This is a genomic window from Pontibacter sp. HSC-14F20 (assembly GCF_019599265.1).
In the GTDB taxonomy this organism is placed as follows: Bacteria; Bacteroidota; Bacteroidia; order Cytophagales; family Hymenobacteraceae; genus Pontibacter.
Map to the genome: position 1 here is coordinate 1 of NZ_JAHZTC010000035.1, position 14,654 is coordinate 14,654.

Annotated in this window: 7 protein-coding genes; 2 read left to right on the forward strand and 5 right to left on the reverse strand. The window is 54.1% G+C overall.

Annotation, left to right across the window (positions count from 1 at the left end):
* Positions 1-149 precede the first annotated feature (149 nt).
* On the reverse strand, positions 150-305 hold the full coding sequence (locus K3G39_RS20215; RefSeq protein ID WP_220627990.1) for a hypothetical protein: 156 nt from the start codon (positions 303-305) through the stop codon (positions 150-152).
* Between the two features lie 96 nt (positions 306-401).
* On the opposite strand from K3G39_RS20215, the gene K3G39_RS20220 reads away from it, so the two are divergent.
* Complete coding sequence (locus K3G39_RS20220; protein ID WP_220627991.1) at positions 402-1,535, forward strand: sensor histidine kinase; 1,134 nt, start codon at positions 402-404, stop codon at positions 1,533-1,535.
* 1,073 nt (positions 1,536-2,608) lie between these two features.
* Here the strand turns inward: K3G39_RS20220 and K3G39_RS20225 are convergent.
* On the reverse strand, positions 2,609-3,796 hold the full coding sequence (locus K3G39_RS20225) for a hypothetical protein (protein WP_220627992.1): 1,188 nt from the start codon (positions 3,794-3,796) through the stop codon (positions 2,609-2,611).
* 311 nt (positions 3,797-4,107) lie between these two features.
* On the opposite strand from K3G39_RS20225, the gene K3G39_RS20230 reads away from it, so the two are divergent.
* Positions 4,108-4,284, forward strand: a complete 177-nt coding sequence (locus K3G39_RS20230) for a hypothetical protein (protein ID WP_220627993.1) — start codon at positions 4,108-4,110, stop codon at positions 4,282-4,284.
* A gap of 257 nt (positions 4,285-4,541) precedes the next feature.
* Here the strand turns inward: K3G39_RS20230 and K3G39_RS20235 are convergent, their stop codons facing one another.
* The 3 genes from K3G39_RS20235 to K3G39_RS20245 all read right to left on the reverse strand — a co-directional run bounded on the left by K3G39_RS20235 (position 4,542) and on the right by K3G39_RS20245 (position 14,162).
* Positions 4,542-4,934 carry a hypothetical protein gene (locus K3G39_RS20235; protein ID WP_220627994.1) on the reverse strand — a complete coding sequence of 131 codons (393 nt, stop codon included), beginning with the start codon at positions 4,932-4,934 and terminating at the stop codon, positions 4,542-4,544.
* The gene (locus K3G39_RS20240) at positions 4,931-11,407 is read right to left on the reverse strand and encodes a DUF6443 domain-containing protein (protein WP_220627995.1); all 6,477 of its coding nucleotides are present in this window, start codon (positions 11,405-11,407) and stop codon (positions 4,931-4,933) included. Before K3G39_RS20240 ends, K3G39_RS20235 begins: the two co-directional genes overlap by 4 nt.
* A 202-nt stretch (positions 11,408-11,609) precedes the next feature.
* Complete coding sequence (locus K3G39_RS20245) at positions 11,610-14,162, reverse strand: RHS repeat domain-containing protein (RefSeq protein WP_220627996.1); 2,553 nt, start codon at positions 14,160-14,162, stop codon at positions 11,610-11,612.
* Between the last annotated feature and the right edge of the window lie 492 nt (positions 14,163-14,654).

The following is a 14,654-nucleotide window of genomic DNA, read 5'->3' on the forward strand; positions in this document are numbered from 1 at the left end:
TGGATAGAAGAACGAAATGAGAAACAAGTAAAAATCCACTGGAGCTTCACAGTCAAGGAGGCCAGGGAAAAGATGGCTTCTCAGTATGCTAAAGTGATACCTAATGACTAAATTGACTGTGTACTAGACTAGGTGTTCGGCAAAGGCTTCTACTTCCTGTTGCTGAGGATGGTGTGCAGGGAGGTCATGGTAAAGGTAATGGTGGTCCGTTCCGTACTGTCCGTGTGCTTACCCTCGCCGTTTCCGGAAAAAATAACAATCGTCTTCTTTTTCAAAGTGAGCGGTGTGAGTTGATGCTTTTCCATATTTTTTTTTAAATGTAAGTTACAAAGGACGTTTTAAGCTTGACAAAATATTACACCAACCTGACAAACGGTTAGACCAACAGCCTGATTTCCACGATGCAAGTTCTACAGGATCATATCGCGCGACATAAAACCCATATTATATGCTGGGGTGCCTTCATTCTATATGAGATGCTCCTGGTGCGTACCATCACGGAAAGCTTTGGCTCTTTCTGGGACAATGCCGCCCATTATGCCGTGAACATCGGTTTATTTTACCTGCACGCCAGCGTCATCCTTCCCTGGGCTCTCCAGAAAGGAAGGCTCTATTACTGGTTTCTTCCGCTGTTGGTTCTGGGAGAGGTTACCGCTTACATTGCCGTAAACTACAGCTTGGAACACCTCCTGACAAACTATTTGGGAATAGAACTTATTCGTCCGTTCAAATTTGATTACCATTACTGCCTGCGTTCCACGTGGCGTGCCGTTTACCTAATGGGCTTTGGGACAGGCTACTATTTTCTCGTCACAACGCTGCAGGAAAGGCGTCGGGCTGATCAGGCTGAAAAGGAACATTTGCTTCACCTGATTGAGAAACAGCAACTCCAAGGTGAGTTGATGAGATCCCAGCATGCTTTTCTCAAAGCACAGATAAATCCCCACTTCTTGTTCAATACGCTGAACTTTATTTACAATAGCGTCCGCAAAACCTCTACCGAGGCTGCCGAAACTATTCTTTCCCTGTCCCATATGATGCGCTATGCCCTGGAGAGTGGGCATGAGGACCAGGAAGTCCCTCTGCTGGAGGAGGTGGAACAGGCAGAGAACCTGATTTATTTACACCAGGTGCGCCACAACCATCGGCTTCATGTCCAAGTGCAGTATGATGAAGCTCTGTTTGGTGTGAAGTTCATACCCCTGGTGCTGTTGACGCTGGTGGAGAACGTCTTCAAGCACGGCAACCTGTCCCTGCCGGAAAATCCGGCTCGGATCACGCTACGGTATGAGGCCCAGACACTATTGATTACCACGGAGAACCTGTGCCTGCATCAGCACCAGGAAGGGCACCGGATTGGCTTGAATAACATACGGCGGCGATTAGATTATTTCTATCGAGAAAGAGCCTGGTTCGAGGCATGGACGGATGCAAAAGGGCTTTTTCATACGCGCCTGGCAGTAACTGACGGTATGCTGGGCAAGGAAGCAACTGCCTTAGGGCAGCAGCAAGCCATTGTTTCCACCGGTTATTAGTGCCTGACCATATGCCCGTTGAATAAGCGTTTGGTTCTTGTCTCAATTGGGAGACATCCGCTCTTACCAGTACTGTATTTAAAAGTGTAAATGCTTATGCTGAAAATTCTTACAAAACTCCCAAAGAGCGGCCGCCGGTCTCGCGAAGGTCCTCCTGATCCTTGTTGTAGCCCCGCTGGCAGCGCAGAACGATATGATGATGCAGGTAGAGAATCTGGTGGTCGGGGCTACACGTTCGCCTTCCACGGAAGACCGCGCCACACGGGTGACTTGGATATCTGGATTAAGGTTTCAGAGGAGAATGCACAGCGTATGCTACAAGTGCTAAAAATTTTCGGAATTTCCTTCCTTGGCTTTGAAAAGTAGAGTTTCCTCAAAGAGGGCTACGTCACACAGATCGGCTACCCCCCGCTGCGCATCGACATCCTCAACACCATTGACGGCGTCAGCTTTCAGGAAGCATATATATAATAGGGAGCGGGTGGAGCTGGAGGTGGCCTATATAGGCCTGCGAGAGTTCATCCGGAACAAGTAAGCATTTGGCAGGGCCAGAGACCTGAGCGACATCAAGGAGATACAGGCTAAACCAAAGTTAAAAAGTGGCCGGGGACGCAAATTATAATTCGCTCTCCTTGCTTTAAGAGTACATGGCAAAAACTGAGTAAAGCCTTAACCTGGCCGCTTAGTTTAATAAAATCCTCCACAAAATGATTCGAAATTTGTGCATCGGAGAGCAAAAATGCAATTTCAGATACTAACTACCTCAAAAACAACTAGCGCTTTTTATTTAAAACAAAAGCTTTAAACAAGCATTTTAATCATAATAAGCAATCATTTATTAGTCACTTATTATAAATATAATTACATTAATAATAATGTTATTATTCTATCCCTAGGGTGGTGTTTCTACACCTGCCATGTATACTAACTTAGAACTAGCAGGTCTTGCCCCCCTATTCTCCTAAGCCAAAAGATGCATTAGGCAGTGTCGGTATTCACTACATTCGGCCCTACAAAAAAACTGTTTGCTTCAACCGGATACGCTACCCAACGTGCACCCGTTAGAAACCCGGTCAGAATGATAAGTTGGTGTGTTGCACCAAGTCGCTGCCATAGAGGAAGAAGCCGACGCGGGCCTGCAAGGGGTGCAGGAAAGGAGTGCGACCCTTTTCGTGCAGCAGGTTGTACTGCAGGAGCGCGTAGCCCCTGAGCTTTTTGTAGAGCGTGTAGTCCTTGCCCAGCCCCGCCGATAGCCCAGGCACCCATTCTCTACCAAGCGTTTCCTCCTGCGTGAGGGGGTCTGTCCGCGTCACCGGCGCACTTAAGCCTTCGTACTGCAGCCGTGCAAAAAAGCCGCTCTTGATCTGGAAGTCCGAAAAGAGGCTGTAGCCCCCCACCCGCGCCGCGCCGCCCACGAAGGGCTTATCCTTCACGCTCAGGTACAGGCGGTACTGCCCGCCCGCGCCCATCGAGAGGCGCTCCGAGAAGCGCCAAGCCAGCGTCGGCCCCAAGTCCAGGAAGAACCGCTCCTGCTTGCCCGCCTGCCAAAGGCTGCCCACCACCAGGCGCTCCGTCCAAGGCTTTCCTTTAAGCGGGTTGGGTCCCAGAACACCTTTTGGCATGTCCTTTATGCTCTCCACCTTGCTTGCCCGGCCCTTGTACTTGTCAAAATCCGCTTTCGCCTGCCCCAGCTTGTCGAAGGACTCGGTGAAGGGCTCCCCCGCCGCCTTCAGCGCCGCCTGCCCGGCTTTTGCCTTCAGCTCCTTTGGTGAGGCTGGCACTTGTCCCGTAACGGCGGGCTGGGGCAGGCGAGCGGCAGCACTCTTCTGCCCGGCCTCCTTGAGCTGGCGCAGGGCCTGTTTGAGCTCCTCCGGCAGGAGCTGGTCGGCCAGGGACTCCTTTCCCTCCTCCAGCTGCCGCTCCAGTCTCGCACGCACATTCTTCAGCTCTTCAGGCAGTACCGACTGCCCCGCTACGGTCTGTGAGAGGCTGTCAACTCTTCGTGCCAGCGCCTCTCCCTCCTGGCCCAGCTGCCGTAGGCTATCAAGCGAAGCATGCAGGCGCGAGGAGTCCTGCAAGGCATAGTCGATAACCTGTAAGCTGTCCTGCCAGGCGATCATCTCGCGCAGCAGTTCACCTGCGTCCGGTACCCCCGCCGGAAGGTGCTTCTTGGTTTGCTGGGCATTCGTTGCAAAAGAAAACAGCAGGAAGGGCAGAAGGTAAATACAGGATCTGAAGAGGAGCGAAAGCAGGTAGCGCATAAAGTAGTTTTGTTTTCTTCGAAAAGGTAGCTGGTTTTTGATGCAGTGCTCCCTAAAAATGGATGGGAGGTAACATTCCTACAAGATAGGACATTACGCTTACTTTTCAATAAATCATGCTGCACTGCAACTTGCATAAGCAAAAAAGGATTGAAAATACTCTCTTCTTTAACAAGCCATGGCTCCTGGGATGGAAGGGGCCGGAAAAGCCCCTTACCTTAGCCTTCGTGCAGCTGGCAGTTCAGCTGGTCCTCAGGTATAGCGCCTGCCACAAGGTATAGCACTAACAATAAACAAAAAGCCCCCGGTTGATGCCGGGGGTTGGGGGTAAGATTTCAGAGCGCGAAGCCGCTGCGAGCGGAAGTCTGAGCCAGACAGGGGAAGCCGCCCGTGAGGGCGAGCGACTGGCTGCGCGGCGGCTGACCCGCAGGCGAGCACAACGTGGGCTGTGGGTTTTGTTTTTGCGCCTTCCTGCCGGAGGCATTTAATCAACTCTATAAAACAAAAAGGTAACAGCCGTGGGGAGTACCGCAGGCTGGCAAGCAGAGGCAAAAGCAAGGCCGACCGAAGGGACTTTATTTAGCCTTGCTTTTACCGCAGCGAAGTCCGGCTGAGGACACGCACAAACCCCGCTGAACCCTGTAATATAATTAGTAGTGGCTCTTTAGTTTAATTTAGATGAACAGATTTAAACTAATAATACCAGTTACAATGGGCTTTGTATGATAGCAAGCTGGAACAAGGGCTATAAGCCTAGACCAGCCGGGGGTAAGAGCCTACAAACTTCTTTCGCTTTATCAGTTATTTGGAGCCATCTTGGATCAGATAGTATAAGTTCTTGCCCTCTAGGCTCTAACTCTATTTTGTATGCTTGCTTTTTGTAATCATTTATCATTTCCTTCATAGTCTCTAATTGATTATACAATCTATCCACACCTCTTCTAGATTTATATAATATTAGGTATCTCTCCAAATCAAAGTCATCGTATAGAATGGAAATAATTTCGCTGAAAGAAGATATAAACTTCGGGTTGTTCCCTAACCATGCAGATTTTTGAAGTTCTAAGTCTGAAACATCTCTAATTGCATTAAAAAGGTTCTCTTCCCATTTTTTGAGATTTTCATTTTCTCCTATCATTTCTTATCGAATTTAAAATCTTCTCTTGGAATATGTGCTTCTCTTGATTTAGGATCTACTTGCTTTCCATTAACATCTACAGATTTACCATTTTGAGTCTGTTTAACATAAGGCTTCTGTTGAGCAGGGTTTGGACTATTAGGATTACCGCTCTGAACTCTAACATTATTACCGCTTGGGTTTTTAGGATCTAGGAATTTAGTTCCCTGACCATTATCACTAGTTTTCATAATGTAATCTGAAGGTATCTGTTTTGTTACTGTGGCTCCAGCATCTCCTGCTGGACCAATCTTTTTAACACTATCATATATCTTATCCAGCCCCTTTAATAATCTTGGAGCCTTTGCTGCATCCCCAATAACTGTTACACCAGCTCCACTAATTATGGCATCCCCAAAGTTTCCTTCCTCTGCATAAAGGCTAGCGTTCAACATATCTGCGGTACCAGACGGATCAAATACGCCAACGACATCAAGTGCTGTGTGTAGCACATCCGCCCCTTCAAAACTATAGTTACCTCCAAAGTCTACACCCAAAGAGCTGGCATCGACTCTAACATCTATTAGGTCAGTTTTTACTGTTACACTTGAATTGTTTTTACCATATATGGTTATGTCCGGCACCCTCCCGTCTGGATCGGTGTAGATAATCGGATTGTTAAAGGTATAGTTGTAGGGTGACCACTCCTGCATTAGGTCAGCGGCAGGATCCACAACATGCCATCTTCCTATCTGCGCATCGTACATCCTGGCCCCGTAGTCCGTCCAGTTCAAGCCTAGCTCCGTTTGCTTCTCCTTTCCATTGTATTGGAACTTATGGTCCGGCGCTCCTTGCTTCTCAATGCCCACAAGGTTGAGGCCCCAGGGGTCGTAGTGGTTCTCCTGCACGAGCATCGGCTGGGTCTGGCTCACGCTCATGTCGTCGAACCAGGCTACCTCATAGCTCTCGTTTGCCAGGAACACCTCCACAAAGCCGTCCTGCTCAGCGGTATATTCCAGCTCCAGCCTCTCCCACTCCCCGTTTGCCCGCCGCGTGAGCAGCTGGTAGCCCGAGTCCACGTAACTGGAGTCTTTGGTATAGGCAATATAGCGAATGTAGGCCGCAGGCGCTCCTTTTTCCTTCTGCAAAACCACAGGTGCCAGCGCGATGCCCGCCCCGATGTAGGGCAGCGCCTTGCCGTTGCTTCCTCCCAGCTCGCTCACCGTGCCCACACCGGCCGTGGCCGCCCCCAAGAGCCAGGAGGCCAGGCTCAGGCCCTTGTTGCCGCGCACCTCCTCCTCGTACAGTCCGAAAGCCTCCGCCTTCACGATGTCGCCCGCCCGCACCGAGAGGCGCCTGCTCGGGCCCAGCGGCCTGTCGCGGCCCGCCCCCAGGAGCGCCGCGTGCGAGCCCGAGCGCGCCCTTACCCGGTCCAGGTGCCGCGTCTCGGCCACGTGCCCGAACTCGGCCTCCTCCTGCTGCGCGGCCATCATCTCCATGGTGGCCTGCGAGGAGGTGGTCACCTCCTCGGCAAAGCTCACCCTGAGGTTGCCCAGGTGGTCCTTCAGGTGGTACTCGTAGCGCCACACCTGGTCGGTTGCCGGCTCGTGAAGCGCCCGCCCCTCCGGGGTGTGGACGAAGGTACCCTCCGGGCTGTAGACGAACTGGCCCGCGTAGTCGGTCGCTCCCGTCAGCTGATCACTAATGTCATAGACCTCCTTGCGGAGTTTTAGTCCGGAAGCTGTGTAGACAAAACGGATATGCCCCTTGCCGGCCACCTCCACCCGTTCAGGCAGGTTGAGGTGGTTGTAGGCAACAGAAGTGATGCCCTTGTTATCATCCTTTTTAAGGTTGCCGTTCAGGTCGTAGCCGTATTCCTCATCTGACTCAATGACATGGCCGTTGTCACGGAAGTATATTTCGTCGCCCCCGTCGCCAGCCACGTCCAGGACATTGAAAAGTCGGTTACCCACATAGCGGTACTTCAGATCATCCACCGGGCCGAATGTACGCTGGCCGTCCTGCCGGTCTAGCGGATTCCCGGCCACTAGGCCGTGGCGAAGCAGGCTTAGGATATTGCCGTTGGCGTCATAGGTGAGCCCCTCCACCGTGTAGTTCTCCTCCCCGGCCGCCCAGCCCGCGCCGGCGTTGGACCGGTAGCTCCCTTCCTTCAGGCGGCTGGCCCGGTCGTAGGCGTAGGCGTAGCCCCGCAGCTTTTCGTCCGTGGCCGTGGCCCAGCGCATCTCCGAGATGTTGCCACTGAACTGCGCACCGGCCCCCAGCTGCATGCCCACGTTGTAGCTCAGTTCCAGGCCGAACAGGTCCCCCTGCTGGCTCACCTGGCCCGGGTCGTTGACCGAGGCGAGCCAGCCGCGGATGTTGTAGCGCGTGTCCACCTGCTGCAGAAAAGAGCCGTCAGCGTTCCGGTGCAGCCTTTTCGCCGTCTCCTGCCCCAGCTCATTGTAGCTACGCTCGGCCAGCAGCACCCTCTCCCTGCCGTCGATGGACTGCCAGTGGCTTGCCAGGCGCCCCGCGTGGTCATAGGCCATGGTGTCCCGCACCATGTGGGTGCCGTCCTGGTGGGAGGCGAGCGTCACCAGAGCTCTGCCCACGAAGTCGTAGCGGGTGGTCATGCGCTCTGAAGCCACTTGCTTTGCTCCGCCCAGATAGCCGTCCGACACCTCCTGCACCAGCCTGTACTTGTCATCATAGTAGTTGACTGACACCAGCCAGTCCTCCTTGCCCAGCACCCGGGTGCGGGCGCCCGTCACCTGCCCCTTCACCCGCTCGTTGCGGGCTGTCACGCCCACTGCTGGCGCGAAATCATAGTCCTGGGTAAAGGCCGCGTGGTCATAGTGGTCGTAATAGGTGACCGTCAGCAGGTCATTGGTCGTGATGGTCACCCCTGCCGGGGAGGAGGCGTTGAGCGAGTAGCCAATGGCAGAGCTGTCCCGCGTCTCAAACTGCTGCGCGGTATTGCTCACCGCGTCCTGCAGCGCAGACCGTTCGATCTGCTTATCCAGTACGCCCGTCACGACAGGGCGGCCCAGCGCGTCGTACTTGGTGAAGGACCACTTGCCAGACTCCGCCTGCGCTGCGTCCCGCTGGAAGACCACCTCGTCGCGCCGGTTGTAGACCAGCTGCACCGGCCCGGCCCCCGGCACCTGCTTCTCGATCACTCTCCTGCGCCCGTCATAGGCGTAGCGAAAGCACCAGTCTCTTATAAAGTTTTCATCAAGGGCAAGGGTGCCACCGCCTCCCGGCTGGGGAAGGTGGCTGCGCAGCCCCTCGGGCTGGATCACCAGCCGCAGGTTGCCCAAGTCATCATAGACGTAGTGGGTGTCGGCCAAGCCGGGCTCAGCCTCGACCGAAAGGCAGGCCGGCTCCGAGCTGCCCGAGGCGAAGCGGGCGGCCACCTCCCGCGAGGAGAGCGCCCTGTCGTAGAGGGAGAGCTCGTCAAGCCCGCCCTGGAAGCGGTAGCCATGGCTTCTGTCGAGCCAGCCGATGTTGAGGGCCGCCGGGCTGGCAAAGCCCTCCGGCGAGGAGACGGTCTCCTCCTCCACCAGCACCCCGTCCACGTAGAGTCTGGTTCTCAGCCAGGCCGCGTCGCGCACGGCCACCACGTGGTGCCAGGCCCCGTCGGTGATAGTCGGGTTTCCCGGGCTCTCCCCCAGGAAGGCCCCAGCCCCGAGGTTGTCGCGCAGCTGCAGCCGCGCCCGCCCGGCCGGGTCAAGCCCGATCCACCAGTGCAGCGACCCGCCCGACTCCACGTCGTCGCGGCCCAGCACCACCTCGTTGTCGGCGGGCGCCCCCTGCCGGCGCACCCACAGCTCAACGGTGAAACTGTCCCCGCTCCCCCAGTCATAGGCCGCGCCTGCAGCCGAGAGGCCGCCCGTGCCGTCGAAGCCAATGCCCTCCCCCTGCCTGCCAGTCACAGCGGATACCCCCGAACCCGTGGCCACCAGGCCCGTCTTTGCCTCCGTCAGCGAGCCATGCGTGAAGGGCCAGTGCTGCACCGGGTCCGCCCCGCACACCAGCCCATCCGGGCCTGTCTCCCCCTCCGGCACCACCTCCGTCTCGTGGCGCTTCATCACCACCCGCCCTTGCAGGTCCTTGTACTCCACCGCAAGGGCGTCCTCTTCGTCCCTGGTCTCGGTCACGTACAGGGTGCCGGCATTGTAGAAGCCCGGGCTGGAGAAGGCGCCTGCAACCGGGTCATAGTCCCAGCGGCGCACCTCCCCGGCCAGGTTGGTCCGCTGCCCCTGCTTTATGGTGCGGCCCGTGCCCGGCTGCCAGGCCGCCCCCGGCGCGCCCTGCTCCAGGACACGGTTCAGGGGCGAGGCCTCGTAGACCGGCACGGCAAACGGGGCCGTGTCTTTGGCCACGTCCGGGTGCATCATGTTGGAGGGGTCGTAGAAGGCGGCCTGCTCTTCTATCGCCGCGGGGCGGAAGGAGCCCGCCGCCCCGGCTGCCGCGTAAGGCAGGAAGGAACGCTCCTCCCTTCCCTGCGAGTCGTAGCTGACCTGCGTGATGATGTCCTGGCCTGTGGGGCTGGCCCCGGTGAGCACCGTCTGCAGCTCACGCCCAAGCCCGTCGAAGTAGACGATCTGCTGGCTCACCTCGCGCGCCGTGCCCTGCGCCAGCGCCTCCGCTGTCAGCACCCCCCCGACCTGCGCCGTGTTGGTGAGCACGTAGTTCATCTCCGTGCTCGGGGAGGAGGCCAGCGGTTCCTCCGAATTTACTACCACGGTCACCTCGGCCGTGTAGAGCGTCAGGGCCGTTGCCCACTCGTTGGTCACGCGGCACCGGTAAACGCCGCCGTCTGAGGCCGAGGCGGCCGGAACCGTGTGGGTGCTCGCGTTGGCCCCTGGAAGATCCTGCCAGGCGCCGTCCACACTTCGCTGCCACTGATATAAGTTGCGCGTGCCGCCCGCCTCTGCCAGCAGCTCCAGAGGCTGGCCCGCCGCAAGCTCGCGGGTCTCCGCCTGCCCGAGCTGAGCCTGCGTTCCGTAACCGAAATAAGAAAGTGGCGTGGTGTTTACGCCCGACATGTTAGGCTCGATCGATCCGAAGTCCAGCCGGTTGTCGTAGGCGTCCACATAGAGCGAGGAGGCACCGGCGCCGGCACTGAAGTTGGGAATTGCGGTGAAGGCGTTGCCCGTCAGGCTCAGGTAGTAGAGACCTGGCAGCGAAGCCAGCGAGGCCGGCACATCCCCCGACAACTGGTTGTTGTCCAGCCCCAGCTCCCAGAGAGCCGACAGGCTCCCCAGCTCCGGAGGCACTGCGCCGCTTAGAGCGTTGTTGTGCAGGTAGAGCTGTCGAAGGGAGGAGAGGTTTCCTATTGATGCCGGAAGCTCGCCCATCAGGTTGTTGTCATTCAGGTAGAGGTACAGCAGAGAGGATGCGCTGCCCAGTTCGGAAGGAACGCTCCCCGTCAGGGCGCAATCATTCAGCCCCAGATGCTGCAGCTGCGAGAGACTGCCCAGCGATGGCGGGATGATGCCCGACAGGCTGTTGCCGCCTAGGTAGAGCTGGCGCAGACCGCTCAGGTTGCCAAGTGAGCCGGGGATGGCATCTGTAAGGGCATTGTCGTTGAGGAACAGAAACTGCAGGTTGGCAAGGGCTCCGAGCGAAGCGGGAATGCCTCCGCTGAGCGCGTTGCCGTTTAACCCCAGATCGGTCAGCCCGGTCAGGTTGCCTAACTCTGCCGGGATCGCCCCCGTTAGCCCGTTGCCGCTCAGATACAGCTGGACAAGCGAGGAAATGTTACCCAGGGAGCCTGGGATTACCCCAGTCAGGGCGTTGTCGTGCAGGTAGAGGTACTGAAGCCCCGTGAGGTTGCCCAGCGAGGCGGGCAGCTCGCCGCTCAGCCCGTTGCCGTTGAGAACCAGACCGACCACGTCCCCGCCCTGCACCATCACCCCGTGCCAGGAGGCCATGTCGGCACTCGAAGTCCCATTAAGCCAGTTGGCGTTGGCGTTCCAGTCCGCGCCGTTCGTGCTGCTGTACAGATCTGCCAACGCCTGCCGCTCCACGGCGTCCGGCACCGCCCCCTCGCCCGAGGAACTGGCACTCATCGCCTGAAAAGACAGGGGCTCGGTTTTGAGCGCCTGCGCCTGCCGCTGGCTGATTAGATCGGCCACATGCCTGGCTGCGGCCGTGCGGTGGAGCGAGTCGCGCCCGGCCCCATAAGCCTGCAGGGCCCTTCCCCAGGCACGCCCCGCCGCCTCCGCGTCCCGGTCGAAGGCCCGCGCCTCGACTGGGGCCAGGTGCCGCTCCCGCAGCCGTTCCAGCCCCGCCTGCAGCCGCTCACCAGGAGCGGCACCGCCCAGGGCAAAGCCAGTAACTGGAGCCCCTGAGAACAGCAGGAGCATCAGCAACATGACCAGTATCAGCTGGCAGGACTTGCTCTTAGCAAAAGAGTGGCGCCCCTGTGCAGTTGCCGGAAGAGAGGAAAGAGTATTAAAAAGAGTGTGTCGTAGAAGTGTTTTCATCTAGTCAGCTTTAGAGATAGGCTGCCCCGGCCCTCCTCCACTAGGGGCTCAGGGGCGCGGCCATTACATTAATGAATGGTTGAATGACTTGCTTTTGAAAAAAGAACAGCTCCGCAGAACACAAGGAAGGGCAGATGAAATCTGCGTCCGCATGCTCTGCTGGAGTGGCTGGACATGTTTTAGCTCGCAGGAATGGTCCCGCCTACTGCCCCGCGTAATGGTACTCATGGCTCTGGACCACGTTGCCCTCGTGGTCCTTCACTGCCCGCAGCCGTCCAAAACCATCGTATTCGTAGTAGGTCGTTTTCCCGTTCGGGTCAGTGGAGGAGGTCAAACCCACCAAGGGATCATAAGTGTAGACAGTAACCATCGCCTTTGGAAATTGATTCCGTAGGTTATTTAGCTGGTCTAAATGATATTGGGAAAGTTCGGTATTGCTACTCATTTCATCCACTGAAGTAGGCCCTCCTAATGCCGCCTCAACTTCCTCATAAGTGGCATTTTTAATTTCAGCTATAGGTTGAGTGTGCTTATACCCCCATAAATAGACAACAGGTATATCGTCTGCTCTCGACACCTCAATCAAATTTCCATTATTATCATATTTCTTGAACAGCAGCCTATCTTCCATGGAGTTGTTCATACCTGTATTCGTCCGTACTGACTCCGGAAAATATTTCCCGGTGAAAAATTCCTTAAACACTGTATGTTTCTTTTGTACAGTTCCGTTATGATTCATGCTTTCTTCTATAACAGACGCAAGCTGGTAATTATTAATAAGACCTTGCCTTGCTGCCTCCTCTGTTCCAGTAGCCACGATATCTTGCGGATACTTTTTCTTTACTTCTACCTGATCCCCCTTGCTGTCCATAATCGTAGTGCGGGTCTGCAATGCATGCTGCGGATTATCGTAGTAGTAATGGGTCGTTCTTGTGATAGGGTTTTGCCCGTTTAAGTCAAAGTCAGTTATTACTGTCTTATAGATGTATTTCCATCTCGTGTTTATGTCATATACAGCCACGTCAAACGGAATGAAGTCATAGTCTTTAGGAGGGGAATAAACACGGGGCATGTGGAAATTTTTTCTCGCAAAGACACCCTGCACTTGAACTTGAACCCTTTCATCTACTTTATAGAAGTTCTCTACTTTCCTTGAGAATACAACCTCTCCGTCTACGAGCTTGAAGCTATTTTCATTTAACAACAACCCATTATCAAAGCCACGAACATCATAGGGAGCGTCATCTATACCCACCCCCGTTAGGGTATAAGACGGCGACTCTTGCTGCACATCGAACCTATACTCTGTTCCTCCCCCTTCAAAGCCCTCCCCAAGGCTCACTAGGACTGACTCGTACAGTACTGGGTTTGGAGCCAATAAGTAATCTAATGTTAGGCTATTGGAGTGCAGAACTTTATAGTCGCAGTAATAAATTTGGGTTTCAGACATACCACCATAATTACAATGTATAGCCGAACGCCTCCTTGAGTGGTATACATTAGGAGATGGCAGTATTACCCCAGATGAGACTGTTGAACTATCCAGGTACCGGTAGTGGAAAGTTTTTACTTCAGGAGTAGGATCTACTGAGTCGTAGGTTATTATTTTCTCAACACGAACACCTGAAAATTCTTTATTGTATGTTACATTATCGCTCTTGCTGGGTACATAAGAGAAGTTGGCCCTGCCAAGATAGCCACTGTAGCCGGTTACCTCTATTCTTAAAGTGTAGCTTCTGCCTTCAAAAAGACTAGTTATTACTTTCCTGGATTCACCCGGTCTCAGTACTTCACTTACATCCTCATAATTCATGGTATTATCTGTTAGGGTCGCAACCATCATGATATGGTGATCCTCATCATTCACTCCATTTGTGTTTTCAAAGAATAAGTTCAGTTCCACCTGTTGTTCTACAGTAACATCAATAGGATCAGCGCTTTCCACAACAGGATCATATGTTTCGAACGCTTCATCAGTTCCTTCAGCCACCAAGTTAATCCTAACCGGGGGGGAGAGAACGTCTTCGGTGACATTTATATCGTTAGCCTCATATACTATCTCACTTCTTCCACCTGTAGGGTATATTACTTGGGTGAGCATACCTATGGTAGAAAAATGGGCATCAGGCTCTCTGTCTCCACCCTTATTATTAAATAAAGCCCTGTCTTGCGGGTTGTTTGGCAAAGGCACCAAGTCGCTGTTATCCTTGCCGTTGAAGTAGCCAAAATGGTCTTGACTGAAGGACAGCCTAGAGGGGAGTAAATGGAGGTCCTTGTATGAGAACTGATGCTCCTTTGGTGCAGTCTCTGTTTTTCCATATTCAGCTACCTTCACAAGGAACGGTCTAGAGGCCTCACCTTCTCCATGTATTTGATAAGATAACTTTACCTTTTTGACCTGCCGGTTGTTGCCATCGGTTAGCACAATGCTGGACAGAACTCCATCCATTCCTTCAATGTCTCGTAGCGAGCCATCGGGGTTAGCTGGAGTTTCATAGTTGAACTGAACTTTGCCGAAACTAGAGGACGTTATCTCTTTAACTCTGACGAAGTCAGAAGACAAGTAACTGTAACATAACACATCTTCAAATTGAGGGCACCTTATGCCCGCTTGATTTTCCGTGTGACATGAAATGTACTTCGTATCTCCAATAGGCCTAAACAGCATTTGGGTCACCCCGCTTCTATAGTCAACGCTGCCACCCTCATAGGTTAATAAAACCTGATCCCCATATGGATGTTCAATTTTAGTCAAGTACCATGAATTGGGAAGTCTGTCATAATGTTCACTTGAGCACCCTACGCCATCACCAGGAAGTGACTGGCTGTATTCTGTGGCGCCAACCCCTCCGAAGAAATACTTAATACCATCAACCGTAGTAACAACAAAGCTTGATTCCTCAGATGTAAAGAAAGGTTCAATCTTAATAATAGTATAGGAAGTAACTTTGGGGAGGCCATCATCTCCTATATAGAACTTTCCGGTGTGCCCGTTAAAGTTATAATGAAAAATGTCCGGTTGCGAATCATGGCCGCCTGAGGCAGCGGCGTTAAGGTACTGTAGCAGCGTTTCATCCCTATTAGTAAGATCAGGCTGAACTAGTCTTTGTGTTCCTGGGGCTAGTACACAGTCAACTTAGTAGGTAATGATTGCGTTTCTTCCTTAAAAGCAGGAGGAAGCATGGAGAAGATAGAAATAAAATTGAGTGAATCAGATAAAGAGTACCTGGAGCATTATGTGAGCAAA

Excerpts from the sequence above, each read along its gene's own strand:
- K3G39_RS20220 (WP_220627991.1), top strand. The coding sequence starts at position 402 with ATGCAAGTTCTACAGGATCATATCGCGCGACATAAAACCCATATTATA.
- K3G39_RS20240 (WP_220627995.1), bottom strand. The coding sequence starts at position 11,407 with ATGAAAACACTTCTACGACACACTCTTTTTAATACTCTTTCCTCTCTT.
- K3G39_RS20225 (WP_220627992.1), bottom strand. The coding sequence starts at position 3,796 with ATGCGCTACCTGCTTTCGCTCCTCTTCAGATCCTGTATTTACCTTCTG.
- K3G39_RS20215 (WP_220627990.1), bottom strand. The coding sequence starts at position 305 with ATGGAAAAGCATCAACTCACACCGCTCACTTTGAAAAAGAAGACGATT.
- K3G39_RS20230 (WP_220627993.1), top strand. The coding sequence starts at position 4,108 with ATGCCGGGGGTTGGGGGTAAGATTTCAGAGCGCGAAGCCGCTGCGAGC.
- K3G39_RS20235 (WP_220627994.1), bottom strand. The coding sequence starts at position 4,934 with ATGATAGGAGAAAATGAAAATCTCAAAAAATGGGAAGAGAACCTTTTT.